This is a genomic window from Shimia fortis (genome assembly GCF_040225985.1).
In the GTDB taxonomy this organism is placed as follows: Bacteria; Pseudomonadota; Alphaproteobacteria; order Rhodobacterales; family Rhodobacteraceae; genus Shimia.
Genome location: NZ_JBBPEU010000011.1, coordinates 100,888 through 125,524 on the forward strand (window position 1 = coordinate 100,888; position 24,637 = coordinate 125,524).

Consider the following 24,637-nt stretch of genomic DNA (forward strand, 5'->3'; position numbering starts at 1 on the left):
CCCCCCCGCGTCAAGCCGTGCTGGGCCGTACCACAAGTACCGAACAGGGCGCATAGCGCGAGACACGTGCCGAGTTCGGCCCCTGCAATTTGTCCATGAGGTTGGGTTTATGCGCCCCCATCACGACCAGATCGGCCTGAGACCGCTTGATCGCGTCGAGGATCATTTCATAGGCTGTGCCCACTTCGACGATGTGCTGGACCTTGCCAAATTCAGGCAAGGTTTCCTTTACAAAGTCATGCAGCTGCACATTGGCCGTCTCGACGGCCGATTTCATCGTGCCTTCCTTGAAATATGAGCCGACGATAGACATCCCGTAATCCGGGATCACCGTCACTACGCTCAGCGCCGCGTCATAAAACTTGGCAAGGTCGGCGGCGGTGCGCAGCAGCTTGTCCTCGGACTCAAGGTGGGTCAGGTCGATGGCACAGAGAATATGCTTCATGCCGGCACTCCTTCTTCTTTACGTTTGCGGCGCATCTGCAAGAGATACACCAGCCCCAAGAGCAGGAAGGCAGGGAGATAGAATATCTCTTTCGCCATGCGGTCGGCCTCGACCTCCAGCTCGACAACCTCCCAGTCAAAGTCGATGCCCAGCTGTTCTGCCGGCCCGCCAAAGTTCAGGTTGTCGACGAAAATCTTACCGTCTTCCTCGCGGAACTCGATGCCCGCTCCGTCAAACAGGCGATCCGTGCCGCTGGCCCCGGATGGCCCAAGCGGCAACAGATACCGCGCATCGACCATGTCACCCTCAAGGTTTTCGCCCATCAAGCGCACCCGGATAGAACTGTCCGCCGCCGCGGACTCGGCCATGGTGAAGATCTGGCTGCCGGGACGTGTCTCGAATTCGGGCTGCAACTGGTTGAGGAAGAACCCTGGCTGGAACAGCGTGAACGCCACCAAAAGAAGCACCGCGCTTTCCCATATTCGGGATTTGACCATAAAGTAATTCATCGTGCCCGCCGCGAACAACAGCATCGCGATCAACGCGACGATAAAGACGAACACCGCTTGATAAGGCCCCACATCAATCAACAAGAGGTCGGTATTGAAGATGAACAGGAAGGGCAGCAAAGCGGTCCGGATCGAATAGAAGAACGCCTGGAACCCGGTACGCAACGGATCGCCCTTGGAAATGGCAGCGGCCGCGAAACTCGCAAGGCCCACTGGGGGCGTCACATCCGCCATGATCCCGAAATAGAACACGAACATGTGCACCGCGACCAGCGGCACGATCAGTCCCGCCTGCGCGCCCAGTTCGACCACGACCCCCGCCATGAGCGACGACACCACGATATAGTTCGCGGTGGTCGGCAGCCCCATGCCCAGCACGATCGAGATCAGTGCCACGAAAAACAGCATCGCCAGAAGGTTGCCGCCCGACAGGAACTCGACGAATTCGGCCATCACCTGCCCAATGCCGGTCAGGGTCACGGCGCCCACGATGATCCCGGCCACACCCATCGCAGCGGCAAGACCGATCATGTTGCGCGCGCCCACGATCAGCCCTTCGGCAATCTCGGAAAAGCCGCGCTTCAACTCGTCCAGCACGTTGTCCTGACCACGGAAATAGGCCTTGAGCGGGTTTTGCGTTGCCAAGATCACCAGCATACCGATGGCAGACCAGAAGGCCGAAAGGCCCGGCGATTTACGCTCGATCATCAAGAGATACATCAGCAGCAGGATCGGCAGGATATAGTGGATACCGGTCTTGAAGATCTCCCGAGCGGGGGGCAGGTGTTGCATGCTTTCAATGCTCATCTCAAGGTCAGGCCGCGCCGCCGCAAACCGCACCGCGAGAATGTAAAGCCCTGCCATGACCAACACGATCACCCAGACGGCAGCCCCGCCCAGAACCCCTTGCAGCGCATCGACGATCACACCGGTCAGGAAAAGGGTGCCGCCTGCAATCACGATCGAGGTCGCAATGATGAAGATCGCGCCCAGCATGAATTTCAGCGGGTGCATGCGGCTGGTGCCGGTCATGCCCATCTTCAGGGCTTCAAGGTGAACGATGTAGACCAGCGCGACATAGGAAATCGCGGCCGGTACAATCGCGGTTTTGACGACCTCGACATAGGAAATGCCGACATATTCCGTCATCAGAAAGGCCACGGCGCCCATCACCGGCGGGGTCAGAACCCCGTTGATCGACGAAGACACCTCGACCGCGCCCGCCTTGGTCGCAGGGAAACCAACCCGCTTCATAAGGGGAATGGTAAAGGTACCCGTTGTCACGACGTTGGCGATGGACGATCCGGAAATCAGACCCGTCGCCGCCGAGGCGATCACCGCCGCCTTGGCAGGCCCGCCCCGCAAATGCCCAAGCGCGGCAAAGGCCAGTTGCAGGAAATAGTTGCCCGCGCCTGCCTGGTTCAGCAGTGCACCGAACAGCACGAACAGGAACACGAACCCCGATGACACCCCCAGCGCGACGCCGAACACACCCTCGGTGGTCAGCCACATATGGCTCATCGCCTTGTTAAGCGAAGCACCTTTCCACTGCACCACTTCGGGCAGGCCGGACCATGACCCGAAGAACACATAGGCAAGGAAGAACAGGGCCACGCCCATAAGTGGGAATCCAAGCGACCGACGCGCGGCCTCGAGCAACAGGATAATACCGATCACAGACACGACGACATCGGTGGTATTGGGCGCACCGGACCGCGCTGCGACCCCTTCATAGGCATAAAACAGGTATGACGAGGCCAACGCCCCGACGATGGCAATCACCCAGGTGCCAATCGGAATGCGATGGCGAGGGCTGGATTTCAGACCCGGAAAGGCAATGAACGCCAGAAGAACGGCAAAGCCAAGGTGGATGGCCCGCGTCTGGGTGTCGTTCCATACGCCGATCCCCAGCATGAACGGCAGGGGGGACGCGATCCAGAGTTGATACACGGACCAGATCAGCGGGATATACCACAGCGCCGCCTTGCCAAAACCGTCGCGTGGCAAGCGCCCGCCGGTGTCGCTGTCGGCAATGAAATCTTCCAGATCACTGTTTTGCGGCGCGTGTTGTTTTTCTTCTGACATTGCTGGCCCCGTTTCCCGTCCCTGATGAAAAAGTACAAAAGCCTCCGGCATTCCGAGGGAACGCCGAAGGCCGAAAATTTAGTGAAGTTTCACGCGCTTATTTCCAGCCGCGCTCTTGATAGTACTTCATCGCGCCGGGGTGGATTTCCGCGGTCAGGCCATCCACGATCATTTCGCTTTCCTGCAGGCGGCCAAAGGCGGGGTGCAGTTTCTTGAAGGCGTCAAAGTTTTCGAAGACCGCCGAAACAACCGCATAGACAACTTCGTCCGGGGTGTCAGCCGAAGTTACAAAGGTTGCTTTCGGGCCCCAGGACGGAATGTCGTCGGGGTTGTTGGGATACATGCCACCGGGGATGGTCGCCGCCGCATAGGCCGAGTTATCGGCAAGCAGCTTGTCAATGCCGGCACCCGCCAGCGGGATGATCTTCACCTCGCAGGAAGAGGTGGCTTCCTGGCTCGACCCGTTCGGCAGACCTGCAGCCCAGATGGTCGCGTCGATCTTGCCGTCACACAGCGCTGCGGCCTGTTCCGAGGATTTCAGCTCGGCGGCCAGCGAAAAGTCATCGGCGGTCATGCCTTCGTATTTCATCAGGGTTTCCGCCAGAACGCGGGTGCCCGAGCCAGGGTTGGCGATGTTGACGCGCTTGCCCTTGAGGTCGGCGGTCGTCGCGATGCCCGCATCGGCACGCGCCATCAGGTGCATCGGTTCGGGGTGCACCGAGAACAGGGCACGCAGTCCCGGATAGGCCCCGTCATCTGCAAATTTGCCGGTGCCAGAGACGGCTGCGGCCTGAACGTCGGACTGTACGATGCCAAAGTCAAGTTCACCCTGACGGATGGTGCGGGTGTTGTAGACCGAACCGCCGGTGGATTCGACCGAGCAGCGGATGCCGTGTTCCTTGCGGCCCTTGTTGACCAAACGGCAGATCGCGCCACCGGTCGGATAGTAAACGCCAGTCACACCACCGGTGCCGATCGTCACGAAGGTTTGCTCTGCCGACGCCGACACACCCGCGACACCCATGGCCGCGGCCGCAACGAGGCCCAGAACTTTTTGTTTGTTGAACATATTTAACACTCCCAGTTTTTGTGTGCGCCCGTTCGCGCCAAGTGACAGCGGCAGAGTTGCGGAGGTTTTTTTGCTTGTCACCCTAAAACTAATGTTTTTTTTGCGCGATCCAGTACGCATTGTTGTCCTTGCGTAAATCCTCGTAGGACTTGATTCGGCGCCTCGCGGCGTCGCCTCCTTGCTTCACGAGCAGCGCCAGCAGGGTCTCGATGACCGCCATTGCCCCCGTGTAACATCCGAAATGATGCGTCGAAACCGTCGAAACAACAAGGGTCTCTTCGGCACGAAAATCTGTCGAGATCACATCGCTGTCGGAAATCATGATAAGTTTCACGCCTTTGTCGCGCGCGAATTTGCAGGCTTCGATGGTTTCGCGGGAATAGGGTGTGAAGGTGATCGCGATCATCACATCACCCTCGCCCGCATAGTTCAGCTCATCAATCGCGCTGTTCATGTGGCGCGGGATAAGTTGTAATGACGGCAAGGCCATACGCCCCACATAGTGCAGGTAATAGGCCAGAGCATAACTGGCACGCACCGCCGACAGATAAACCGTGTTTGCCGACAACAGCATCTCGACCACGCGGGCCATCTGGTCCGAGCTCTGCCGCTCGAGCGACCGACGGACGATGGCCATGGTATTGACCGACGCGTCCGCCTGCACCTGCCCCAGATCGCCATGGTTCCGCAGCGACTCGAGCCATTCGCGCTGATCCACGACTGCAGCGGTGGACACAAGCGCATGGCGGAAGGGTTCCCTCAGTTCGTCATAGCCTTCAAAGCCCAGCTTTTCGGCCATACGGACAAGGGTGTATGTGCTGACCCCCGCCTTGCGTGCGGTTTCCCGGATGGGGTCAAGTCCAAAGTCCGAAGGGTTGTCCACGATATACTTGGCCACCACGCGCAAACGCGGCGACAGAACGGGAATAGCTTCTTTGATCTTTGTAATCGTTCGATTTTTCAAAGTCGGATCGACCACGAATCGCACCTCTCTGCACCGACAAATCCAAAAACATCCGTTATTTTTTGGAAGTGTTGACTGGCAACGTGATTTTCTCAAGGATTTTTGCAACGTGACGTGGGGCCGTTCCACGTCTTTGGCACTTAGGAACCCAACATGACACATTCCCTGCCCGCTCATGCCTCGGTCGTCGTAATTGGCGGTGGCATCATGGGCTGTTCGACGCTCTACCACCTCGCAAAGATGGGGGTGTCGGACGCGATTCTGATCGAACGGAACAAGTTGACCAGCGGCACGACCTGGCATTCCGCCGCACAGGTGCGCGCCCTGCGCCATTCGCGCAACCTGACGCGCATGATCCAGTATTCGGTCGACCTCTATTCACAGCTTGAAGCGGAAACCGGCCAGAATGTCGGCTGGATCCAGAAGGGGTCGCTGTCGATTGCCACCAACCCCGACCGCCTGATCCATATCAAACGCCAAGAGGCCCTGGCCCATGCCTATGGGATCGACGCCACCTCGATTTCCGCAGACGAGGCCAGGGAACGCTGGCCCCTGATGAATGCCGAAGACGTGCTGGGTGCGGTCTGGTCGCCGGATGACGGGCGGGTATCGCCTTCGGATGTGTGCGCCGCTCTGATCAAGGCAGCCAAGGGGCTGGGCGCAAAACTGTTCGAGGATACGGGCGTGACCGGCATCCTGACCGAAAACGGACGCGTCAGAGGCGTGGAAACCACTCAAGGCACCGTTATGTGCGATGCAATCGCGCTATGCACCGGATTGTGGTCGCGCGAGGTGGGCGCCATGGCAGGGGCCGAGGTTCCGGCTCTGGCCTGTGAACATTTTTACCTTCTGACCAAGCCGATTGACGGCATCGTCGGCAACACCCCCACCCTGTCGGATCACGACAATCATCTCTACATCCGCGATGACTCGGGCGGACTGTTGGTGGGGTGTTTCGAACCCATGGGCAAACCCATTGCGCCCGGCGTCCTGGATGAAACCTTCGAATTCGGCCTGCTGCCCGAGGACTGGGACCATTTTGAGCCGATGATGATGAACGCCCTGCACCGGTTGCCTGCGCTTGAAACCGCCGAGGTCAAGATGCTGTTGAACGGCCCCGAGAGTTTCACGCCGGACGGCACCTTCATGCTGGGCGAAACCGCCGAAACGCGGGGGCTGTTCCTTGGTTGTGGCATGAACTCGGTCGGGCTGGCGTCGGGGGGCGGGGCCGGTATGAATCTTGCCCACGCCATCGTGCACGGGCGCACCGCTTATGACCTTGGCGAAGCCGACGCCAAGCGGTTTGCACCGGTTTTCAACAATATCGACCACCTGATGGCGCGGGCCCCTGAAATTCTGGGCACCCATTACGACATTGCCTTTCCGGGCAAACAGCTCTCGACCGCCCGGAGCCTGCGCGCCCTGCCGCTTGACACCGAATACCAAGCGGCAGGCGCGCATATGGGCCAATTCTATGGCTGGGAGCGCCCCCTTTATTTCGGCAAGACCAAAGACCCGCGCCTGACATTCGAGCGGCCGGACTGGTTCGAGAACGTTCGCGCCGAGGTCATGGCCGCGCATGAAAGTGCCGCGATTTTCGATGCCTCGCCCTTTGGCAAGATCGAGGTTCAGGGGCCGGATGCCGAAGCCTTCCTGCTACACAGCTGCGCCGGGTTCATGGGCCGCGCACCGGGATCGGTCATCTACACCTCGGTTTTGAACGAGCGGGGCACCTTCGAAAGCGACATCACCGCCCAGCGCATCGCGCAGGACCACTATCGCCTGTTTGTGGGCACCGCAGCCATCAAGCGCGATCTGGCGTGGTTCCGCCGGCACGCTGAAGGCTTTGACGTGACCCTCGCCGACAGCACCGAGGACTACGCCGTTCTGGGCCTGATGGGCCCCGAGGCCGCCCGGATCGTCGCGGACTGTGGCGCACCGGAACTCAACAACCTTGGGTATTTCAAGGTCGGACCGGCCCATATTGCAGGCAAACACGTGCGTGCCGCGCGCATGTCCTATGTGGGCGAAGCGGGCTGGGAAATCACAATGAAGTCCGAAAACGCCCCCGCGATCTATGCCGCCCTGACCGCCGCGGGTGCCCGTCCGGCGGGCCTGTTTGCCCAAACCTCGATGCGGATCGAAAAAGGGTTCTGCGCCATGGGGCACGAACTGGACAGCGACGTCAGCCCGATCGAGACCGGTCTCGATTTCGCCACACGCAAAAAAGGCGGCTTTATCGGGGCCGAGGCGCTGGCCGAACGTCGCGCAAACGGAGCCGTTCCGCAAGTCGTGTCGCTGAAGCTGGATGATGTAGCCGCCGTGCCGCTGGGGCACGAACCGATTTATCTGAACGGCGAAATCATCGGGCAAACCACGTCCTGCGCTTTCGGGTATCGTGTCGGGGCGCCTGTGGCATTGGGGCACGTGCATGGTGCCATCGCTGACGGCACCCGCGTTCAGGTCGATATCGCGCGCACTCTGTTTGACGCGACCGTGGTGATCGGCCCCCTGTTCGATCCCAACGGGTCGCGGATGAAAGGATAACCGATGACACCCCCCTATATCCTTGTCGCGCCCAACGGGGCCCGCCGCAGGCGGAACGACCACCCTGCCCTGCCGTTGACCACCGAAGAGATCGCACAGACCTCGGCCGATTGCCATGCTGCGGGCGCGGACGGACTGCACCTGCATGTGCGTGACGCTGACGGCGGACATTCATTGGATCATGGTCGCTATCGAGAAGCGATCGACGCGATCCAAGAGACCGCGCCCGGGCTGGATATCCAGATCACGACTGAAGCCGCCGGCATCTATGATGTGCCGGCGCAACTGGCCTGTCTGGAACGGGTCAAACCGGCATGGGCGTCGATCTCGGTTCGGGAAATCTCCCGCAACCCTGACCTTGCGGATCGGGTTTATGGCCTCTGTGCCGCGCAGGGGACGCGCGTGCAGCATATTCTTTATGATCCTGAAGACGCACGGTTGCTGGATCACTGGCAGGCGATTGGCGTGGTCCGTAATACACAACAAGACCGCCTTCTGGTGCTTGGGCGGTATGCCAAGGATCAAACATCGTCGCCCGCTGACCTTGAATCTTTCCTCACGGGTGCGCCCCAATCCAGCCGCTGGATGACATGCGCCTTCGGCCCCGGCGAACACGCCTGCCTTGCCCATGCCGCCAAACGTGGCGCAGATGTCAGGGTCGGGTTCGAAAATGGACTGACCGACGCCTCGGGCACACCCTGGGCCAATAACGCCGCTTCGGTCGCGGCCCTTGCCAAACAGCTTCAGGGAGACTTCTCATGAGCCATGTTTTTCCCCGACACACCAAGGCCCAACTGCCCACCGCCGTTGGCGGCGACGGCGTGTATCTGATTGACGCAGACGGCAAACGTTATCTCGATTGCGGAGATGCGGCGGTGTCCTGTCTGGGGCACTCGGACGCCGCCGTTGTGCAAGCGGTACAAGATCAAGTCGCCAAGATCGCCTTTGCCCATACGGGATTCATGACCTCGGAACCGGCAGAGGCCCTTGCGGATCTGTTGATCGCCCACGCCCCCGGCGACCTGGACCGCGTCTATTTCGTTTCTGGCGGGTCCGAGGCCACGGAAAGCGCGATCAAGCTGGCACGGCAATATTTCGTGGAAACCGGTCAACCCCAGCGCCACCATGTGATCGCCCGCAAGCAAAGTTATCACGGCAATACAATCGGCGCGCTGTCTGCGGGCGGGAACGAATGGCGCCGCGCACAGTTCGGCCCGCTTCTGGTCGAGATGAGCCATATCGCCCCGTGCTATGAATATACCGGCAAGGTCGAGGGCGAAAGTAGCTATGACTATGGCCAACGCGTCGCCAACGAGCTTGAGGCCGAAATCCTGCGACTTGGCGAAGAGTCCGTGATGGCTTTCATGGCCGAACCCGTCGTCGGCGCGACCCTTGGCGCCGTGCCCGCCGTCGAGGGCTATTTCAAACGCATCCGAGAAATCTGTGACCAGTACGGGGTTCTTCTGATCCTTGACGAGGTCATGTGCGGCATGGGCCGGACCGGTACGTTGTTTGCCTGTGAGCAGGACGGCATCGCGCCCGACATCCTGTGCATCGCAAAGGGGCTGGGCGCCGGATACCAACCCATCGGCGCCATGCTGTGCACCGACAAGATTTATGCCGCGATTGAGAACGGATCAGGGTTCTTTCAGCATGGCCACACCTATCTGGGGCATCCCGTCGCCACGGCGGCGGCGCTTGCCGTGGTGACTGCGCTGACCACCCGCGATTTGCCCGCCCGCGCGGGCGTTATGGGTGAGAAACTGCAATCGGCGCTTGAGGCAGCTTTCGGCCAGCACCCGCATATCGGCGATATTCGCGGGCGCGGCCTGTTCCGCGGGGTCGAGATCGTCGAGGATCGCGACACCAAGGTCCCCTTCGATCCGGCGCTGGGATTGGCCGGAAAGATCAAGAAGGCCGCCTTCGGAGAAGGGCTGATCTGCTATCCAATGGCAGGCACCCGCGATGGCAAACATGGCGACCACATCCTTCTGGCCCCGCCCTTTATCATCGAGGACGCCCAAATCGACGAATTGGTGGAAAAGCTGTCGCGTGCCATCACGCAGGTTTTGCCCGCCGCCTGACGGGCATACAACAAACCCGCCAGCGCGGCATGACGCGCTGGCGGTCTGAGATCACTTGTCTTCGTTCGGGCGCACCCGCGCAGCGGTCTTGTTGGCAAAGGCTTCCAGCCGTGCGCGCGCCGCCGGTTGCGTGTTCACCACACCCGCGACAACCGCCTCGGCATAGGCCGCATCCATGCCCGACATGTTGTTCAGGTGGCTGATGGCCGAACAGATCGCATAGTTGGTCAGCGGCAGGTTCTGTGCCACCTTGTCGGCCAGTTCCATCGCCTTGTCGAAACTCGATCCCTCTGTCAGGTATTGCGCCAGCCCAAGGTCAACCGCCTCTTGTCCCTGATAAACACGGCCGGTCAGGATCATGTCGATCATGCGGTATTTGCCAATCATGTCGGACACGCGGATCGTCGCGCCCCCGCCGGTAAAGATGCCGCGCTGGCCTTCGGGCAGGGCAAAATAGGTCGTGTTGTCCATCACCCGCACATGGGCGGCGCTGGCCAGTTCAAGGCCACCCCCGACAACTGCGCCTTTCAGCGCCGCGATCACCGGCACCCCGCCATATTCCATCTTGTTGAACGCCTCGTGCCAGCGCAGGCAGACATGCATGAAATCATCCGGGCTGCGATCCGCCTTCCAGTGCTCGACCAGATCCAGGCCCGCGCAAAAGTGATCTCCGGCCCCGGCCAGAACCACGGCCTTGACCCCGTTCTGGTGCGCACTGCTAAAGAAATTCACGAGTTCTTCAATTGTGGCCACGTCCAGCGCATTGCGCTTGGTCGGACGGTTCAGGGTAACGACATAGACACCGTTGTCACGGATTTCGATATCGAGGTTTTCATAGCTGTGAGAGCCGATAACTTGCGCCATGAGAGAGCCTTTTCTGTAGTTGGGGCACAATCCCGTGCCGGATCAATTTGGGGTCAGACGGTGAGGACGGCATCCATGACGCTGGCACTGCCGCCCAGAACACGCGCACGTTCCGCCGCGCAATCCGCAAGGATATTTTGGGCATAAAACAGGGCGGTATCGATTTTCTGGGTCATGAACGCCGCGTCTTCGCCTTTAGCCAGTTCCGCCTCGGCAGCGAGGGCCGACCGGCCCAGTTGCCAGGCAACCGCCAGGTTGCCGCTCAGCATCAGGAAGGGTACCGCGCTGGCGAAGGCCGCGTTGGGGTTCTGCGGCGCCGTGTCCAGCATCCAGTCCAGACAGTCTTCATACCCTGCGCGAGCTTCGGACAGGCGTGCGCCAATGGCCTGCGCCTTGGCGCTGCCCGCCGCGAGGGCCATTTCGGTGTCGGCCACCAGCCCGGCAAAGATGCGGGCCGTTTCGCCCTTATCGCGCATGATCTTTCGCCCCAGAAGGTCATTCGCCTGAATTGCCGTGGTGCCTTCATAGATCGGCAGGATGCGGGCATCGCGATAGAACTGCGCCACGCCGGTTTCCTCGATAAACCCCATGCCGCCGTGGATCTGGACACCCGTCGAGGTGACCTCCAGCGACCGTTCGGTGCAATAGCCCTTGACCATCGGCACAAGGAATTCCGCCATGTCATGGGCAAGGCGCGCCTGTTCACCGGTGCCGTGATGGGACAGGTCCAACCATCCCGCCGTGGCCATGGCCAGCGCACGCCCGCCTTCGGTCAGGGCGCGCATCCGCATCAGCAAACGGCGCACATCGGGGTGGGCGATGATCGCCACCGCATCGCGGGTGCTGCCATCCACCGGGCGGCTTTGAACGCGGTCGGCGGCATAGGCCAGCGCATGTTGATAGGCCCGGTCGGAAATGGCGATCCCCTGCACACCCACGGCAAAACGGGCTGCGGTCATCATCACGAACATGTACTCAAGGCCGCGGTTTTCCTCGCCTACGAGGAACCCGGTCGCGCCGTCGTAATCCAACACCGCCGTGGGGCTCGCGCGGACGCCAAGCTTGTGTTCGATGCTGACGCATTTCACGCCGTTGCGTGCACCCAACGTGCCATCTTCTTCGACAAAGAATTTCGGCACGATGAACAGACTAAGCCCCTTCGGCCCCTCGGGCGCACCGGGCGTGCGCGCAAGAACGAGGTGAATGATGTTCTCGCTCAGATCATGTTCACCGTAAGTGATGAAAATCTTGGTGCCGCTGACCGCATAGGTACCGTCGCCCTTGGGTTCGGCCTTGGTGCGCACACGGCCCAGATCACTGCCGGCCTGTGGTTCGGTCAGGTTCATGGTACCGGTCCAGCGGCCCGCAATCATCGGTTCAAGATAGCGTTGCTTTTGGTCATCCGAACCCGACAGCAACAGCGCCTCGACCGCGCCGTCGGTCAAAAGCGGACACAGGCCAAAGCTCATATCCGCCGCGTTCAGAATCTCGGTGGCGGCCGCGCCCACCGCCTTGGGCAGACCCATGCCCCCGAAATCGGCGGGGTGGGACAGGCTTTGCCAGCCCATTTCAACGAATTGGTCATAGGCGGCCTTGTAGGCGTCCGGCTGGATCACCCGTTCTCCGTCAAACCGTGCACCGGTTTCGTCACCGACAACGGACAGGGGAGAGATCACTTCGGCGCAGAAGCGCCCCAGACCTTCCAGCGCCGCTGCCGCATCGTCTGAGTCGATCCCTTCATACGCATCAAGAGCGGTAACGTCGCCCCAGGACGACAGATGTTGAATGTTGAAAAGGATATCCCGCACAGGGGCCTGATAAGCCATGTCCAGCTCCTTGAGCTATTGTTTCTTCATGCCAACTATAGCTTGTGATTTACAGAATCCACGTTCAATAAGGACAAAATCTTTTCCAAAAGTGACAACCAGCGTGCCAACTCCACCGATATACGCCGCGAACCCGACCCAACTGGCCACGGTTTCGTGGGCCTTTGTTGAGGACTGGATCGCGGGATTGCAAACCTGCTGCAACGCGGCGCACCTGGACTCGATCCTTGAACGCGCCGGATTGCAATCCAGCAGCGGGCAACATGCACGGCGCGTGACGCTGGATCAAATGGTGCGGCTTTACCAGATTGCCGCGATTGAGACCGAAGACGAGATGACCGGCCTCTGGAGCCGCACCATCCGTCCCCGCGCCTTGCAGCATCTTTTGACCACGATCCGCGAGTCCACCTCGCTTGCAGCGGCACTCTATCGTTATTCGACCTTCTGGAACCTCTTGCTTGACGATTACCGGTTCGAGCTGGAAACAGGGGATGCCACCACAGCACTGCACCTATTGCCGCGCGGGCGCCAACAGTCGCAGCGGTTTGGGCACATGCTGATCCTGAAGCTGGCGCATGGGTTGGCATCGTGGATGGCCGGTTACGAGGTACGGGTTCAGGCGGTCCAGTTCGGATTTGGACGTCCGCGCTTTGCGCCGGATTACAACGTCATCTTCCCCGCCCCGGTCCGTTTCGGCGCGCCGCATTCGGCCATTGTCTTTGCCGCACGCACGATTGACCCGTTCGGGCCACGCACCAACGCCGATCTGCACGCCTTTCTGGAAAGCGCGCCCCGTGACTGGTTGTTCACCGGCATGCGCGAACATACCCAATCCCTGCGCGTGCGCGAATTCCTCTACCGCACCGACTGGCAAGAGGCGTATCTCGAAAATGCCGCGCGCGCGCTCAAGGTCACGCCCCGCACGCTGATGCGCCGCCTGTCCGCCGAAGACAGTTCCTTTCAAGCCATCAAGGACGACCTGCGCCGCGATCTTGCCATCCGAGGTTTGCAGGCCGGGGACAAAAGCATCGAAGAAATTTCTCAGGATGTCGGCTTTTCCTCGTCCGCGAATTTCCACCGCGCTTTTCTCCGGTGGACCGGCGTCACCCCGAGCAGCTATCGCCAGTCGATGAAATAGGTTGCGGGCAAGGGTGCTCACGACTTTTTTTGCCAAAGGCCCTAACCCATTCTCGCGCGAGTTGCTAAGAAACCCCAATGGCGTTTTTTGACAATCTCCGCGCGACCGCGATGCCCTCTGACACCGACCCGGCCACCCCCGTGCCGGTCCGGCTTGAGATCTTTGTCCAGTCGCGGTTTTCGCAGCTCGAACTGTCCTCGGTCACGGCCGCGCTTGAAATCGCCAATGATGTGCAGCCTCGCTTTCGGTTTGAATGGAGCTTTGTCTCGGATACGCCGGGCCTGATCTCGAACCGCAACATTCTGGTGCGGGCGGAACCAGCCATCGACGGTGAATTGCTCAAGGATTGCCTGATCGTGCTGGGCGGGGCGGGTTGTGTTGCGGAGGGCTGGATGCGGCGGGTGCGCGCCATGCAAATACAAAGCCGACCCGTGGTTCTGTTTTCGGACGCCGCTACCGAATATGCCAAGCAAAAGAAGACAGGGTTCTATCCGGCCACGACCCATTGGCGCGATATTCCGATCCTGAACGAAATCGGGGACTTTGCGGATATGTCTACTCAATTAGGGGAATACACCACCGGTATTCTTACATGTGCGGGACGCGGGTTTGCCATCGAGGCCGCGTTCAACCTTGTCGCAGAGTGTCTGAACCCGCAGGAACGCGCGGAAATGGCCAGTCTTCTCATGCTGGATCGTGTGCGGGGGTTTGACCGCGAACAGCCGATCCATCAAGAACAAGGCAACACCTTCCTTGAAGGGCCCTTGCAGAAAGCCTTGCAATTGATGGAAGAAACCATCGAGGCCCCTTTGCAGATCAGCGAATTGACGCAACAAATCGGGGTTTCGCCACGACAGTTGGAACGCCTGTTCAAGATCCAGCTGAACAGTTCGCCCGCCAAGACCTATAAGATGCTCAGATTGAAAAGGGCCCGGTCTCTGATCCTCGAGACGCGGATGTCACTGCTGGATATCGCGATTGCCTGCGGGTTTTCGGGCACGTCATCCATGTCCAAAGCCTTTCGCCAGAGCTTTGGCGTGTCACCGAACCAGTTGCGGAAATAGTTTGGTGCGGGGCAATGCTCCGAGGATGCACGCCCCGCGGGTCAGACCGGCAGACGGGAACAGCAATGCCGGCCTGTATCTTCAGACAAACTGAAGAATAACGGCTGGCAGTCCCAGCATACCTACGATTATCAGCGTGGCCGACAGGGCAAGTCCTTTGAACATTGGTGCGCGCTCCTCAACAAGATTTCCTGGATGAACAGCTAGCCCTGCCTCCGCCCCCAGACATGCGGCAGCACGTCGCACCAAGCGAGATTTTCGCCTCCCTATTTTCCGGACCGCACCCAAGGTCGCGGCACATCAGATATCAAGCGTGTTTTCCTTTTCCCAACGCGAGAAATGCGACACGAAAGAGGTCCATTCCTGATGCTTCATCTTGATGTAAGAGGCTGCGAACTCTGCGCCGAGCTTATCCTTCAGGACATCGTCATCATCAAAGGCGCGGACCGCATCCAGCATGTTCAGCGGCAGGCGCGGTGCATCCTTGACCAGATGGCCCTCGGCATACATGTCGATGTCGTAACGCGGGCCGGGATCGGCTTTGGTCTTGATGCCCGACAGCCCCGCCGCGATGATTACCGCCTGCAACAGGTACGGGTTCACGGCCCCGTCCGGCAGGCGCAGCTCGAACCGCCCCGGTCCTGGCACGCGCACCATATGCGTACGGTTGTTGCCGGTCCATGTCACGGTATTGGGCGCCCATGTCGCCCCCGACAAGGTACGCGGCGCGTTGATACGCTTGTAGCTATTCACGGTTGGGTTGGTGATCGCGGCCAGTGCCTCGGCATGTTGCATGATCCCGCCAAGAAAATACCCGCCCTGTTCTGACAGACCAACCTCTCCGATCTGCCCGCCGGCGTCGCCGGCAAAGGCGTTGGTCTTGCCGTCCAGATCCCAGACCGAGATATGGGCGTGACAGCCATTGCCGGTCAGCCCCTCGACCGGTTTTGGCATGAAGGTCGCGCGGAAGCCGTGTTTCTCGGCCACGGATTTAACCATGAATTTGAAAAACGAATGGCGGTCTGCCGTCACAAGCGCATCGTCGAACTCCCAGTTCATTTCGAACTGGCCATTGGCGTCCTCGTGGTCGTTCTGGTACGGCCCCCAGCCCAGATCTAGCATGTAGTCGCAAATCTCTGCCACAACATCATAGCGCCGCATCACGGCCTGCTGGTCGTAACAGGGTTTTTCGGCAGTATCGAACGGGTCCGAAATCTGGTCGCCTTCGGGGGTCAGCAGGAAGAATTCGGCCTCGATCCCGGTTTTGACGCGCAGCCCTGCCTCGGCTGCCTCGGCTACCAGTTTCCGCAAGACGTTGCGCGGTGCCTGTGCGACCGGCTGGCTCTCCATCACACAATCGGCGGGCACCCAGGCCACCTCGGGTTTCCACGGCAGCTGAATCACCGCCGACGGGTCCGGCAAGGCCAGCATGTCGGGATGCGCGGGCGTCATGTCGAACCAAGTGGCAAAGCCGGCAAAGCCCGCCCCCTCTTCCTCCATATCGGCGATGGCCTGCGCAGGCACAAGCTTGGCGCGCTGTCCTCCGAAGAGATCGGTGTAGGACACCATGAAGTATTTAACGCCGTTGTCCTCGGCAAATTTCGCAAGAATGCTCATGTTGTTACCCCTGTCTCAAAAGCCCGGCTTACCCGGATACCAGTTGGTGCCCGCCAGAGGCACCTGCGCCATCGCAGCGGCCTCCATGGTCAGCGCGCAAAGGTCCTCGGGTTCAAGATTGTGCACGTGGTTGTGGCCGCAGGCGCGGGCCAGCGTCTGGCATTCCAGCGTGAGCACGTTCAGATAGTTACGCAGCCTGCGCCCGGCTGCCTCGGGATCAAGCCGCGCCATCAACTCGGGATCCTGTGTGGTGATCCCCGCCGGATCGCGGCCCTCGTGCCAGTCATCATAGGCACCGGTGGTGGTGCCCAGTTTTTGGTATTCCGCCTCCCATTTCGGGTCGTTGTCGCCCAGCGCGACAAGCGCCGCAGTGCCGATCGACACTGCATCGGCCCCCAGCGCCAACGCCTTGGCCACATCTGCGCCGGTACGAATCCCGCCAGACACCACCAGTTGCACCTCGCGGTGCAGCCCCAGATCCTGAAGCGCCTGAACGGCGGGACGGATACAGGCCAGCGTCGGTTGCCCGACATGTTCGATAAAGACGTCCTGCGTGGCTGCCGTGCCGCCCTGCATACCATCCAGCACGATCACATCGGCCCCGGCCTTCACCGCCAGCGCCGTGTCGTAGTAAGGGCGTGCACCGCCCACCTTGATGTAGATGGGTTTTTCCCAGTTGGTGATCTCGCGCAGTTCAAGGATCTTGATCTCGAGATCGTCCGGCCCAGTCCAGTCGGGATGGCGACAGGCGGACCGCTGGTCGATGCCTTCTGGCAGATCGCGCATGCCCGCAACGCGTTCGGTGATCTTCTGGCCCAGCAACATGCCGCCCCCGCCGGGTTTGGCCCCCTGCCCGACCACAACTTCGATCGCATCCGCACGGCGCAGGTCGTCCGGGTTCATGCCATAGCGGCTGGGCAGGTACTGATAGACCAGTTTTTCCGAATGGCCGCGTTCCTCTTCGGTCATGCCGCCATCGCCGGTGGTGGTCGATGTGCCGGCCATGGTCGCGCCGCGGCCCAGCGCCTCTTTGGCGGGGCCCGAGAGCGAGCCAAATGACATGCCCGCAATGGTGATCGGGATTTTCAGCTCGATCGGTTTCGAGGCAAACCGCGTGCCCAGCGTGACCGAGGTTTCGCATTTTTCGCGATATCCTTCGAGGGGATAGCGGCTCATTGAGGCACCCAGAAACAGCAGGTCATCGAAATGCGGCACCCGCCGTTTCGCACCGCCGCCGCGAATGTCGTAGATGCCTGTGGCAGCCGCGCGCCGGATTTCCGAATTAATCTCGTTCGAAAACGTCCAGGACTGGCGCGGTTCGGTGTTCGGAGTCTTTTCCATTGCGCTCTCCTCAGTAGGCGGCGGCGTTGTCGATGTTGAAATTGTAGAGCTTGCGTGCCGAGCCATAGCGGCGGAATTCTTCGGGGCGCGCATCGGCCCCAGCCCGCACCAGAAGCTCGGCCAACAGATCCAGATGTTCGGCGCGCATCTCTTTTTCGATGCAATCCGCCCCGAGAGATTTTACATCCCCCCGCACAAAAAGCCGCGCCTCATAGAGCGAGTCGCCCAGCGCATCGCCCGCATCGCCCAGCACAACAAGATTACCCTTTTGCGCCATGAAAGCGGACATGTGCCCGATATTGCCGTGCACCACGATGTCGATCCCCTTCATCGAGATACCACAGCGCGACGAGGCATTGCCCTTGATGTTCAAAAGCCCCCCGTGCCCTGTGGCGCCGGCGTATTGGCTGGCATCGCCTTCAATTGTCACGACGCCGGACATCATGTTTTCGGCCACACCGGGGCCAGCGGACCCTTTGACGGTGACGGACGCGTCCTTGTTCATGCCCGCGCAGTAGTATCCGGTCGACCCGCGCACGGTGACATCCAACGGCCCATCCAGACCGCAGGCCACGGCATGACTGCCGCGCGGGTTCTCGATGACATGAGGTTCATTCGCACCGGTCTTGGCGGCGGTCTGTAGGGTGGTATTGACCTCGCGCAGGGCGGTGTCTGACATATCCAGAGTGACAGTCATGGCTCAACGCTCCCAGAAATAGACAGTGGCAGGTTCGGGCTCCCAGACCTTTGCGGTCTCGATGCCGGGCAGGTCCGCAAAGGCGCGGTATTCGCTGGCAAAGGCGACGTAATCGTCGGTTTCGGCCATCACGGCGGGTTTGCAGGCGATGGGGTCACGGACCACGCCAAAGCCGTCTTTGGTGCCCGTAACGAAGGTGAAGAACCCGTCCAGATCGGCAATCGTGTCTTCTAGCGCCTCGCCCAGTGTCGCGCCGTCCGCGATGCGGGACGAGATATAGGCGGCACCGACCTCGGTGTCGTTTTCCGAACGGGTGAGCACGCCCTTTTTCGCCAGCTTGCGGCGCATCTGGTTGTGGTTCGACAGCGATCCGTTGTGCACGAGGCACTGGTCCGGTGCCGTCGAAAAGGGATGCGCGCCCATTGTCGTCACGGCGGATTCAGTGGCCATGCGGGTATGCCCGATGCCGTGACTGCCACCCATGTCGCGCAGGCCAAACCGGGCCGCGACCTCTTCTGGCAGTCCAACCTCTTTATATATTTCCATCGACCGGCCCGATCCCATGAAGCGCAGCCCCCAGGATTCCAGCAGTTCGACCGCGCGGGCCTCTGCCCCGTCGGGGACGGTCACAACGGCGTGGGTGTCCACGACCTTAAGTGACACCGGCGCGCCGAGCTCTTTGGCGAGCTTTGTGTCCAGCGCGTCAAATGCCGCCTCGGGCGTGGCGGATTGCACCGTGATCTTGACCGTGGCAGCGCTCTCGCCGCCATAGATTGCGATGCCTGCGCTGTCAGGGCCGCGGTCGGTCATCGTGATCAACATGTCGGTCAACATGTCACCCAGGCGCGGGTGTAGCGCGTCCTTTTTCAGGAACAGGCCAACGATACCACACATAGGTTCCTCCATTCGCTTGTTGAGGCCTCAGGGGCCGATGAAACAAGTCGTAAATGGGCGGGACGTAACTGGAAGAAAATATTTCTTAAGGGGAAATTTTATTTCCCAAAAGGCAATTAATGATGAAAAATCCACCAATTTGCGCGCGACCCGCGCACCGTTGCCGAATTATCGGGCAATCATGAATCCCGCAGCTTTTGCGGATAGGTGATGATCGACAGGAATCGCGATGGCAGTTCAAGGATCTCTTCGGGCCCATGCGGCGCGTCCGCATCGAACAAAAGCGTGTCGCCCGGTGCGAGGTCATAGCGCGTGTCCCCGTGGCGATACCGCACCCGCCCTTCAAGCACATAAAGCATCTCGATCCCGTCATGCTGAAACGCGGGGAAGCGGTCGCTCTCGCTGGTCAGGGTAATGAGGTAAGGCTCGACCACGACGCCGGAGGTGTTCGCACCGATATGACCCAAAAGGTGATACTGATGGCCGGCACGGGTGCCTTCGCGTTCGATCTCGACACCTTCACCGGCTTTCACATGCATGCAGCCGCGCGTTTCCTCGTACCCGGAAAACAGCTGTACCAGCGGCACACGCAAAGCATCTGCCAGAACAGAGAGGGTATTGAGCGAGGGGGAAATCACGCCGTTTTCGATCTTGGACAGCATCCCGACAGAAAGGCCCGTCTTGGCCGCAAGATCTGCCCCCGTCATGCGTTGCCGTTTGCGCAGATCGCGGACCTGTCGGCCAATCGCAACTTCGAGGTTCTTTTCCCGCGTGTCGCGCACCGCGTGCGGGTTCTGTGTCAAAGCCCGTTCGACCATTGCTTCTCAGGCTCCTCCTTTGTGTCGCGCGTCCTAGTCCGAGGGAAACTCGAAATCCGGCAACTGGCAAAACGCCTCTCTCAACGCCACGCCCCAACCGTTCGAGATGGTCTCGAAATAGGGATCGTCCTGCTGGATGCGAAACAGGCGCCCGTTGCGGAGGCTGCCCGCCTTGTAAACGTGCACGTCCAGCGGCAGGCTGACCGACAGGTTCGCCTTGATGGTTGAGTCAAACGAGACGGTCAGCAGTTTGATCGCCTCTTCAAACCCCATCGCAGGGTCATAGGCGCGGATCAGGATCGGGCGGCCATACTTGGTTTCGCCGATCTGGAAAAACGGCGTGTCAAAGCTGGCTTCGATAAAGTTGCCTTCGGGATAGATCAGGAACAGGCGCGGTTCGCCCTCACCGATCTGCCCGCCAAGGATCATCGTCGCGTTAAAGGTTGAATCGGCCTGCTGCCCAGCCATCGCATGGGTCGCGATCACCTCTTTCAACACCCCCCCCACAAGTGACGCTACCTGAAACATCGAGGCCGCTTCGAGGATACCGGGGTTACGCGCGCCTGGTTCTTTGCTGCGTTCTTCCAGCAGGCTGACCACGGCTTGTGTCGTGGCAAGATTGCCCGCCGTCATCAGCGTGATGGACCGTTCGCCGGGCACCTCCCAGGTGAACATCTTGCGGAAAGTCGAAATATTGTCGACGCCGGAATTGGTGCGGGTGTCAGACATGAACACCAACCCTTTTTCCAGCATCAGGCCCACGCAATAGGTCATGGCATCTCCTTATGTGGGAAACTTTCAATCAGCCTATTGCTGGACTTGCAAGGTGACATGCAAACTTTCCTGCCCTGCCCCCTGTCGGATCCCGAGGATCGGTGCAGCATCCGTGTAATCGCGGCCGGTGGCGACACGGACATAGCGCGCATCGGGGCAGATTCCGTTGGACACGTCGAACCCGATCCAGCCCAGACCTTTGGTCCATATCTCGCACCAAGCGTGGCTCGCATCCTGTGTCACCTGCCCGTCCATCAACAAGTAACCACTGACATAGCGTGCCGGATAGCCCAACTGGCGTGCGGCGGCGATCATGATATGGGCGTGGTCCTGACAGACCCCGTGCCCTGCGGTCAACGCCATCTCGGCGGTGGTGTCGCTGTCGGTGCGCCCCGTTTCGTAGGTCACCTGATCCGCAATCCGCGCAGACAGGGCGTGCAGCCGCGGAATGTCGTCAAATCCTTCGGTTTCCTCGCGAATGCTGGCCGCAAGATGGCGCACATTGTTGCCGGGGGCGGTCAACGCCGTGGCGTCCTCGAACAGCCAGAGCGGGGCAAAGCCAGAATGGCTGCCCACCACCCCGTTGCGGTCCTCGACCTCGACGACACCGCGACTGACGATCTCGATCCGGTCCGTGCCGGGATCGACCTTGACCAATTCGGTGTGGTTGACGAACTGGTCTTCAAACATCAACTGTTTCTGCCCGCCAGTGATTTCCGTGTCCCATGTCAGGACGGACTGTCCGTGGCCCGTGCGCGGGACAAGCCGCAATTGCTGCAGCGCGTAGTGTACGGGCGCGTCATAGCTGTAGGTGGTGATATGGGTGATCGACAGTTTCATGAGCTTACTCGTAGAACCGGAAATCCTGTTCGATCAACTCGGACAGGTGGTTGGTGCCGGAAATGAAATCCCGCAGGAATTCGTGCAGGCCATCCTGAAAGATCATGTCGATGGTGCGGTCCCTGAGACAGGCGCACATGTAATCGGACTGGGGTTGGCTGGTCTGGCGGGTGCCGTATTCCTGCTCTAGCTGGGCAAGGTTTTCACCGATTTCTTCATAACAGAAGGCCAGCGACCGCGGCATCCTTGGGTCGAGGATCAGAAACTCGGCAATGCCAAGCGGCGTGGTTTCCCCTGCGTGCAGCCAGCGGAAAGACCGCTCTGCCGAGACCGAACGCAGGATCACCTCCCACTGGGCATTGTCGATGCGTGTGCCGACAAAGGCCGCCGAGGGCAAAAGCAGATAGTATTTTACGTCGAGAATGCGCGCGGTGTTGTCCGCGCGTTCGATGAAGGTACCCAGATTGGCGAAGGAAAAAATATCGTTTCGCAGCATGGTGCCGTGCAATGCCCCGCGCACCACCGAGGTGCGATACCGGATCGTGGCCAGCACGTTGTGCAGGTTTCGCTCACTGACCGGGCGGGCCAGCTCCTCTTGCAGGGTCATCCAGCATTCATTCGTGGCCTCCCAGACCTCGCTGGAAAGCGCCGTGCGCACGCCGCGCGCATTTGACCGCGCCTGTGCAATCGTGGCCATCACGCTGGACGGGTTGTCACTGTCGCGCAGCAGGAAGTTGATGACATGACCGGCGGTATAGGCATCGTATTTCGCCTCGTAAGCGAGGTTCATGCCGGCGGTCGTCATGATCGACTGCCACTCGTTTGACCCGTGCGAGGATTGCGTCAGCGCCATGCGCCAGCCCGCTTCGAGCAGGCGGGCAGTGTTTTCGGCCCGTTCGAGATAGCGGAACATCCAGAACAGTCCGCCGGCGGTTTTTCCCAGCATCATCTTCTAGTCCCCCAACACCCAGGTGTCCTTGGTGCCGCCCCCTTGGGACGAGTTCACCACCAGCGACCCCTTTTTCAGCGCCACGCGCGTCAGCCCGCCGGGTGTGATGTCGATGCGGTTCGGAGACACCAGAACAAAGGGGCGCAGGTCTACATGGCGCGGCGCAAGGCCAGCCTTGGTCAGGATCGGCACGGTCGACAGCGCCAGCGTCGGCTGCGCGATATAGTTCGCGGGGCGCGCGCGCAGCTTTTTCTCAAAGGCGGCCAGTTCGCGTTTGCTGGCCGCGGGGCCCACAAGCATGCCATACCCGCCCGACCCGTGCACTTCTTTCACCACCAGTTCATCAAGGTGTTCAAGCACATAAGCCAACGAATCCGCCTCAGAACAGCGCCATGTCGGCACGTTTTTCAGGATCGCCTGCTCGCCTGTGTAGAACTCTATGATATCAGGCATGTAGGAATAGAGCGCCTTGTCATCAGCAATCCCCGTACCCGGCGCATTGGCCAGCGTAATATTGCCTGCATGATAGACATCCATGATGCCCGGCACACCCAACAGGCTTTCTGGATTGAAGGTCAGCGGGTCGAGATAGGCATCGTCCACGCGCCGATAAAGCACGTCAATCGGCTGATACCCTTGGGTCGTGCGCATCGCGACGCGCCCGTCCTCGATCCTCAGATCATGGCTTTCCACCAGTTCGGCGCCCATCTGATCGGCCAGAAAGGCATGTTCGAAATAGGCCGAATTGTGAATGCCCGGCGTCAGCACAGCGATCACGGGCTTGACGTTCGGCGACTCGGCGGGGGCACAATCCGACAGCGACCGGCGCAGCAGTTGCGGATAACTGGACACAGGGCGCACTTTCATCCGCGTGAACAGTTCCGGAAACATTTGCAGCATGGTTTCGCGGTTTTCGAGCATGTAGGAGACACCCGACGGCGTGCGGACATTGTCCTCGAGCACGAAAAATTCATCCGGCCCTGTCCGAACCAGATCAACGCCGCAAATGTGGGTATACACCCCGCCGGGCGGATCGGCCCCGATCATTTCAGGGGTAAAGCTTTCGTTTCCGGCAATGATTTCACGCGGGATCCGACCCGCGCGCAGGATTTCCTGACGGTGATAGATGTCGTGCAGAAAGGCATTGATCGCCCGCACACGCTGTTCAATGCCGCGCTCGAGCCGCGCCCATTCCCTCCCCGAGATGATCCGTGGCACGATATCGAAGGGGATCAAGCGCTCATCCGCATCCTCCTGCCCATATACGTTAAAAGTGATGCCAATCCGCCTGAAAAACGCTTCGGCGTCGCGGGATTTGCGCAAAAGCCGCTTCAGGTCGTCTTCTCTGAACCAGTCGTGATAGGCCGCATAAGGATCGCGCACCGTATCCGGTCCGGTCAGCATTTCGTCAAAGGGAGGGTCCGTGGTCATAGAGCCAGAGTCCACTTGCCGACACCAAGAACAAGCGCCCTACAGCGGGAACAGGCCCCGCATCGACCTGCACAACCGAAACCGCCCAAAATGCAGGCACATTGCCAAAAAAACACCCGCACAGATAAGCGCCCTTGCGCACAGCTCAGGTCGCCTTGCGGATTTCACCCGTATCCAGCACTGGCGCGGCGTCGATATCTTCGGCGTCCAACATGGCCGCGACCCGCTCGAGCGCCGCGATCAGGCCGGCCTGCTCCCAATCCTCCATATCGGAAAATTTGCGGACAAACCTTTGCTGCAAGGGATCGGGGGACTCGACAATCGCCTGACGCCCCTTGTCGGTGATCATGATGTTTGTCTGGCGCCGATCCACTTCGGACCTCTCGCGCACGACCATGCCAGCCCGGACCAGCTTGTCGACCAGAGAGGTCACCGTGGCCTGCGTGATGCGCATCTGTTGGGAAATGGCGGTCGCGGTGCACGGGGCCCTTTCGGCCACGATTTGCAAGGCGCGCAATTGCGGCGCGGTCAATCCAACCGATTGCGCCAGTTCGCGACCAAAAAGCTCAGTCGCGCGCAGGATCCGGCGCAGGGCAATCAAACTGTCGTCTACACGTGTCATGGCACCGTTTTCCCAGAATCCGAACCGGAAATCAATCCACGCACCCAAACAACCTTACT

General features: G+C 60.3%; 21 protein-coding genes. 5 read left to right on the forward strand and 16 right to left on the reverse strand.

Translation table 11 applies throughout. The annotated features are described in order from the left end of the window. Positions 1 to 10 precede the first annotated feature (10 nt). The 4 genes from WNE31_RS15580 to WNE31_RS15595 all read right to left on the reverse strand — a co-directional run bounded on the left by WNE31_RS15580 (position 11) and on the right by WNE31_RS15595 (position 5,087). Entirely contained in the window at positions 11 to 445 is a 435-nt protein-coding gene (locus tag WNE31_RS15580; RefSeq protein WP_349980873.1) for a universal stress protein, read from the reverse strand. Beyond that, a complete protein-coding gene (locus WNE31_RS15585; RefSeq protein ID WP_349980874.1) occupies positions 442 to 3,039 on the reverse strand; it encodes a TRAP transporter permease in 2,598 nt (865 codons plus the stop codon). Before WNE31_RS15585 ends, WNE31_RS15580 begins: the two co-directional genes overlap by 4 nt. 97 nt (positions 3,040 to 3,136) lie before the next feature. Then, complete coding sequence (locus WNE31_RS15590) at positions 3,137 to 4,108, reverse strand: TAXI family TRAP transporter solute-binding subunit (RefSeq protein WP_349980875.1); 972 nt, start codon at positions 4,106 to 4,108, stop codon at positions 3,137 to 3,139. A gap of 88 nt (positions 4,109 to 4,196) precedes the next feature. After that, complete coding sequence (locus WNE31_RS15595) at positions 4,197 to 5,087, reverse strand: MurR/RpiR family transcriptional regulator (RefSeq protein ID WP_349980876.1); 891 nt, start codon at positions 5,085 to 5,087, stop codon at positions 4,197 to 4,199. A 138-nt stretch (positions 5,088 to 5,225) separates the two neighbouring features. Here WNE31_RS15595 and WNE31_RS15600 point away from each other — a divergent pair, with 138 nt between their 5' ends. From WNE31_RS15600 to WNE31_RS15610, 3 genes are read left to right on the forward strand one after another with little or no spacing between them, the layout of a single operon-like run. Next, positions 5,226 to 7,619: a GcvT family protein gene (locus tag WNE31_RS15600; protein WP_349980877.1), complete on the forward strand. Its 2,394-nt coding sequence runs from the start codon at positions 5,226 to 5,228 to the stop codon at positions 7,617 to 7,619. Between the two features lie 3 nt (positions 7,620 to 7,622). After that, positions 7,623 to 8,381 carry a beta-keto acid cleavage family enzyme gene (locus WNE31_RS15605; RefSeq protein ID WP_349980878.1) on the forward strand — a complete coding sequence of 253 codons (759 nt, stop codon included), beginning with the start codon at positions 7,623 to 7,625 and terminating at the stop codon, positions 8,379 to 8,381. After that, on the forward strand, positions 8,378 to 9,703 hold the full coding sequence (locus WNE31_RS15610; RefSeq protein WP_349980879.1) for an aspartate aminotransferase family protein: 1,326 nt from the start codon (positions 8,378 to 8,380) through the stop codon (positions 9,701 to 9,703). Before WNE31_RS15605 ends, WNE31_RS15610 begins: the two co-directional genes overlap by 4 nt. A 51-nt stretch (positions 9,704 to 9,754) precedes the next feature. On the opposite strand, the gene dmdD is transcribed toward WNE31_RS15610, so the two are convergent. Beyond that, positions 9,755 to 10,567 carry a methylthioacryloyl-CoA hydratase gene (gene dmdD, locus WNE31_RS15615; protein ID WP_349980880.1) on the reverse strand — a complete coding sequence of 271 codons (813 nt, stop codon included), beginning with the start codon at positions 10,565 to 10,567 and terminating at the stop codon, positions 9,755 to 9,757. Between the two features lie 53 nt (positions 10,568 to 10,620). Next, positions 10,621 to 12,393: an acyl-CoA dehydrogenase gene (locus WNE31_RS15620; protein WP_349980881.1), complete on the reverse strand. Its 1,773-nt coding sequence runs from the start codon at positions 12,391 to 12,393 to the stop codon at positions 10,621 to 10,623. Positions 12,394 to 12,496: 103 nt separating this feature from the next. On the opposite strand from WNE31_RS15620, the gene WNE31_RS15625 reads away from it, so the two are divergent. Continuing rightward, complete coding sequence (locus WNE31_RS15625) at positions 12,497 to 13,531, forward strand: AraC family transcriptional regulator (protein WP_349980882.1); 1,035 nt, start codon at positions 12,497 to 12,499, stop codon at positions 13,529 to 13,531. A 77-nt stretch (positions 13,532 to 13,608) separates the two neighbouring features. Continuing rightward, positions 13,609 to 14,595 (forward strand): GlxA family transcriptional regulator, encoded by a 987-nt coding sequence (locus WNE31_RS15630; protein ID WP_349980883.1) that lies wholly within the window; start codon positions 13,609 to 13,611, stop codon positions 14,593 to 14,595. Positions 14,596 to 14,895: 300 nt separating this feature from the next. Here WNE31_RS15630 and glnT read toward each other — a convergent pair whose 3' ends face one another. From glnT to WNE31_RS15680, 10 genes are all read right to left on the reverse strand, one after another. Continuing rightward, positions 14,896 to 16,212 (reverse strand): type III glutamate--ammonia ligase, encoded by a 1,317-nt coding sequence (glnT, locus tag WNE31_RS15635; protein ID WP_349980884.1) that lies wholly within the window; start codon positions 16,210 to 16,212, stop codon positions 14,896 to 14,898. Positions 16,213 to 16,227: 15 nt separating this feature from the next. Beyond that, the gene (locus WNE31_RS15640) at positions 16,228 to 17,553 is read right to left on the reverse strand and encodes an FMN-binding glutamate synthase family protein (RefSeq protein ID WP_349980885.1); all 1,326 of its coding nucleotides are present in this window, start codon (positions 17,551 to 17,553) and stop codon (positions 16,228 to 16,230) included. A 10-nt stretch (positions 17,554 to 17,563) separates the two neighbouring features. Beyond that, entirely contained in the window at positions 17,564 to 18,250 is a 687-nt protein-coding gene (locus WNE31_RS15645; RefSeq protein ID WP_349980886.1) for a GltB/FmdC/FwdC-like GXGXG domain-containing protein, read from the reverse strand. 3 nt (positions 18,251 to 18,253) lie between these two features. Then, positions 18,254 to 19,144, reverse strand: coding sequence for a class II glutamine amidotransferase (locus tag WNE31_RS15650; RefSeq protein WP_349980887.1), 891 nt, complete (start codon positions 19,142 to 19,144; stop codon positions 18,254 to 18,256). 179 nt (positions 19,145 to 19,323) lie between these two features. Next, on the reverse strand, positions 19,324 to 19,962 hold the full coding sequence (locus tag WNE31_RS15655; RefSeq protein WP_349980888.1) for a helix-turn-helix domain-containing protein: 639 nt from the start codon (positions 19,960 to 19,962) through the stop codon (positions 19,324 to 19,326). Positions 19,963 to 19,995: 33 nt separating this feature from the next. Beyond that, positions 19,996 to 20,736 carry a proteasome-type protease gene (locus tag WNE31_RS15660; RefSeq protein ID WP_349980889.1) on the reverse strand — a complete coding sequence of 247 codons (741 nt, stop codon included), beginning with the start codon at positions 20,734 to 20,736 and terminating at the stop codon, positions 19,996 to 19,998. A 33-nt stretch (positions 20,737 to 20,769) separates the two neighbouring features. After that, positions 20,770 to 21,576: a transglutaminase family protein gene (locus WNE31_RS15665; RefSeq protein ID WP_349980890.1), complete on the reverse strand. Its 807-nt coding sequence runs from the start codon at positions 21,574 to 21,576 to the stop codon at positions 20,770 to 20,772. A 4-nt stretch (positions 21,577 to 21,580) separates the two neighbouring features. Further along, positions 21,581 to 22,522: an alpha-E domain-containing protein gene (locus tag WNE31_RS15670; RefSeq protein WP_463407438.1), complete on the reverse strand. Its 942-nt coding sequence runs from the start codon at positions 22,520 to 22,522 to the stop codon at positions 21,581 to 21,583. Positions 22,523 to 22,528: 6 nt separating this feature from the next. Beyond that, positions 22,529 to 23,956, reverse strand: coding sequence for a circularly permuted type 2 ATP-grasp protein (locus tag WNE31_RS15675; RefSeq protein WP_349980892.1), 1,428 nt, complete (start codon positions 23,954 to 23,956; stop codon positions 22,529 to 22,531). Between the two features lie 145 nt (positions 23,957 to 24,101). Then, a complete protein-coding gene (locus tag WNE31_RS15680; protein WP_349980893.1) occupies positions 24,102 to 24,578 on the reverse strand; it encodes a MarR family winged helix-turn-helix transcriptional regulator in 477 nt (158 codons plus the stop codon). Positions 24,579 to 24,637: the final 59 nt, after the last annotated feature.

Coding starts and splice junctions, on each gene's coding strand:
- WNE31_RS15580 (WP_349980873.1), bottom strand. CDS start 445: ATGAAGCATATTCTCTGTGCCATCGACCTGACCCACCTTGAGTCCGAG.
- WNE31_RS15585 (WP_349980874.1), bottom strand. CDS start 3,039: ATGTCAGAAGAAAAACAACACGCGCCGCAAAACAGTGATCTGGAAGAT.
- WNE31_RS15590 (WP_349980875.1), bottom strand. CDS start 4,108: ATGTTCAACAAACAAAAAGTTCTGGGCCTCGTTGCGGCCGCGGCCATG.
- WNE31_RS15600 (WP_349980877.1), top strand. CDS start 5,226: ATGACACATTCCCTGCCCGCTCATGCCTCGGTCGTCGTAATTGGCGGT.
- WNE31_RS15605 (WP_349980878.1), top strand. CDS start 7,623: ATGACACCCCCCTATATCCTTGTCGCGCCCAACGGGGCCCGCCGCAGG.
- WNE31_RS15610 (WP_349980879.1), top strand. CDS start 8,378: ATGAGCCATGTTTTTCCCCGACACACCAAGGCCCAACTGCCCACCGCC.
- dmdD (WP_349980880.1), bottom strand. CDS start 10,567: ATGGCGCAAGTTATCGGCTCTCACAGCTATGAAAACCTCGATATCGAA.
- WNE31_RS15620 (WP_349980881.1), bottom strand. CDS start 12,393: ATGGCTTATCAGGCCCCTGTGCGGGATATCCTTTTCAACATTCAACAT.
- WNE31_RS15630 (WP_349980883.1), top strand. CDS start 13,609: ATGGCGTTTTTTGACAATCTCCGCGCGACCGCGATGCCCTCTGACACC.
- glnT (WP_349980884.1), bottom strand. CDS start 16,212: ATGAGCATTCTTGCGAAATTTGCCGAGGACAACGGCGTTAAATACTTC.
- WNE31_RS15640 (WP_349980885.1), bottom strand. CDS start 17,553: ATGGAAAAGACTCCGAACACCGAACCGCGCCAGTCCTGGACGTTTTCG.
- WNE31_RS15645 (WP_349980886.1), bottom strand. CDS start 18,250: ATGACTGTCACTCTGGATATGTCAGACACCGCCCTGCGCGAGGTCAAT.
- WNE31_RS15650 (WP_349980887.1), bottom strand. CDS start 19,144: ATGTGTGGTATCGTTGGCCTGTTCCTGAAAAAGGACGCGCTACACCCG.
- WNE31_RS15655 (WP_349980888.1), bottom strand. CDS start 19,962: ATGGTCGAACGGGCTTTGACACAGAACCCGCACGCGGTGCGCGACACG.
- WNE31_RS15660 (WP_349980889.1), bottom strand. CDS start 20,736: ATGACCTATTGCGTGGGCCTGATGCTGGAAAAAGGGTTGGTGTTCATG.
- WNE31_RS15665 (WP_349980890.1), bottom strand. CDS start 21,576: ATGAAACTGTCGATCACCCATATCACCACCTACAGCTATGACGCGCCC.
- WNE31_RS15670 (WP_463407438.1), bottom strand. CDS start 22,522: ATGCTGGGAAAAACCGCCGGCGGACTGTTCTGGATGTTCCGCTATCTC.
- WNE31_RS15675 (WP_349980892.1), bottom strand. CDS start 23,956: ATGACCACGGACCCTCCCTTTGACGAAATGCTGACCGGACCGGATACG.
- WNE31_RS15680 (WP_349980893.1), bottom strand. CDS start 24,578: ATGACACGTGTAGACGACAGTTTGATTGCCCTGCGCCGGATCCTGCGC.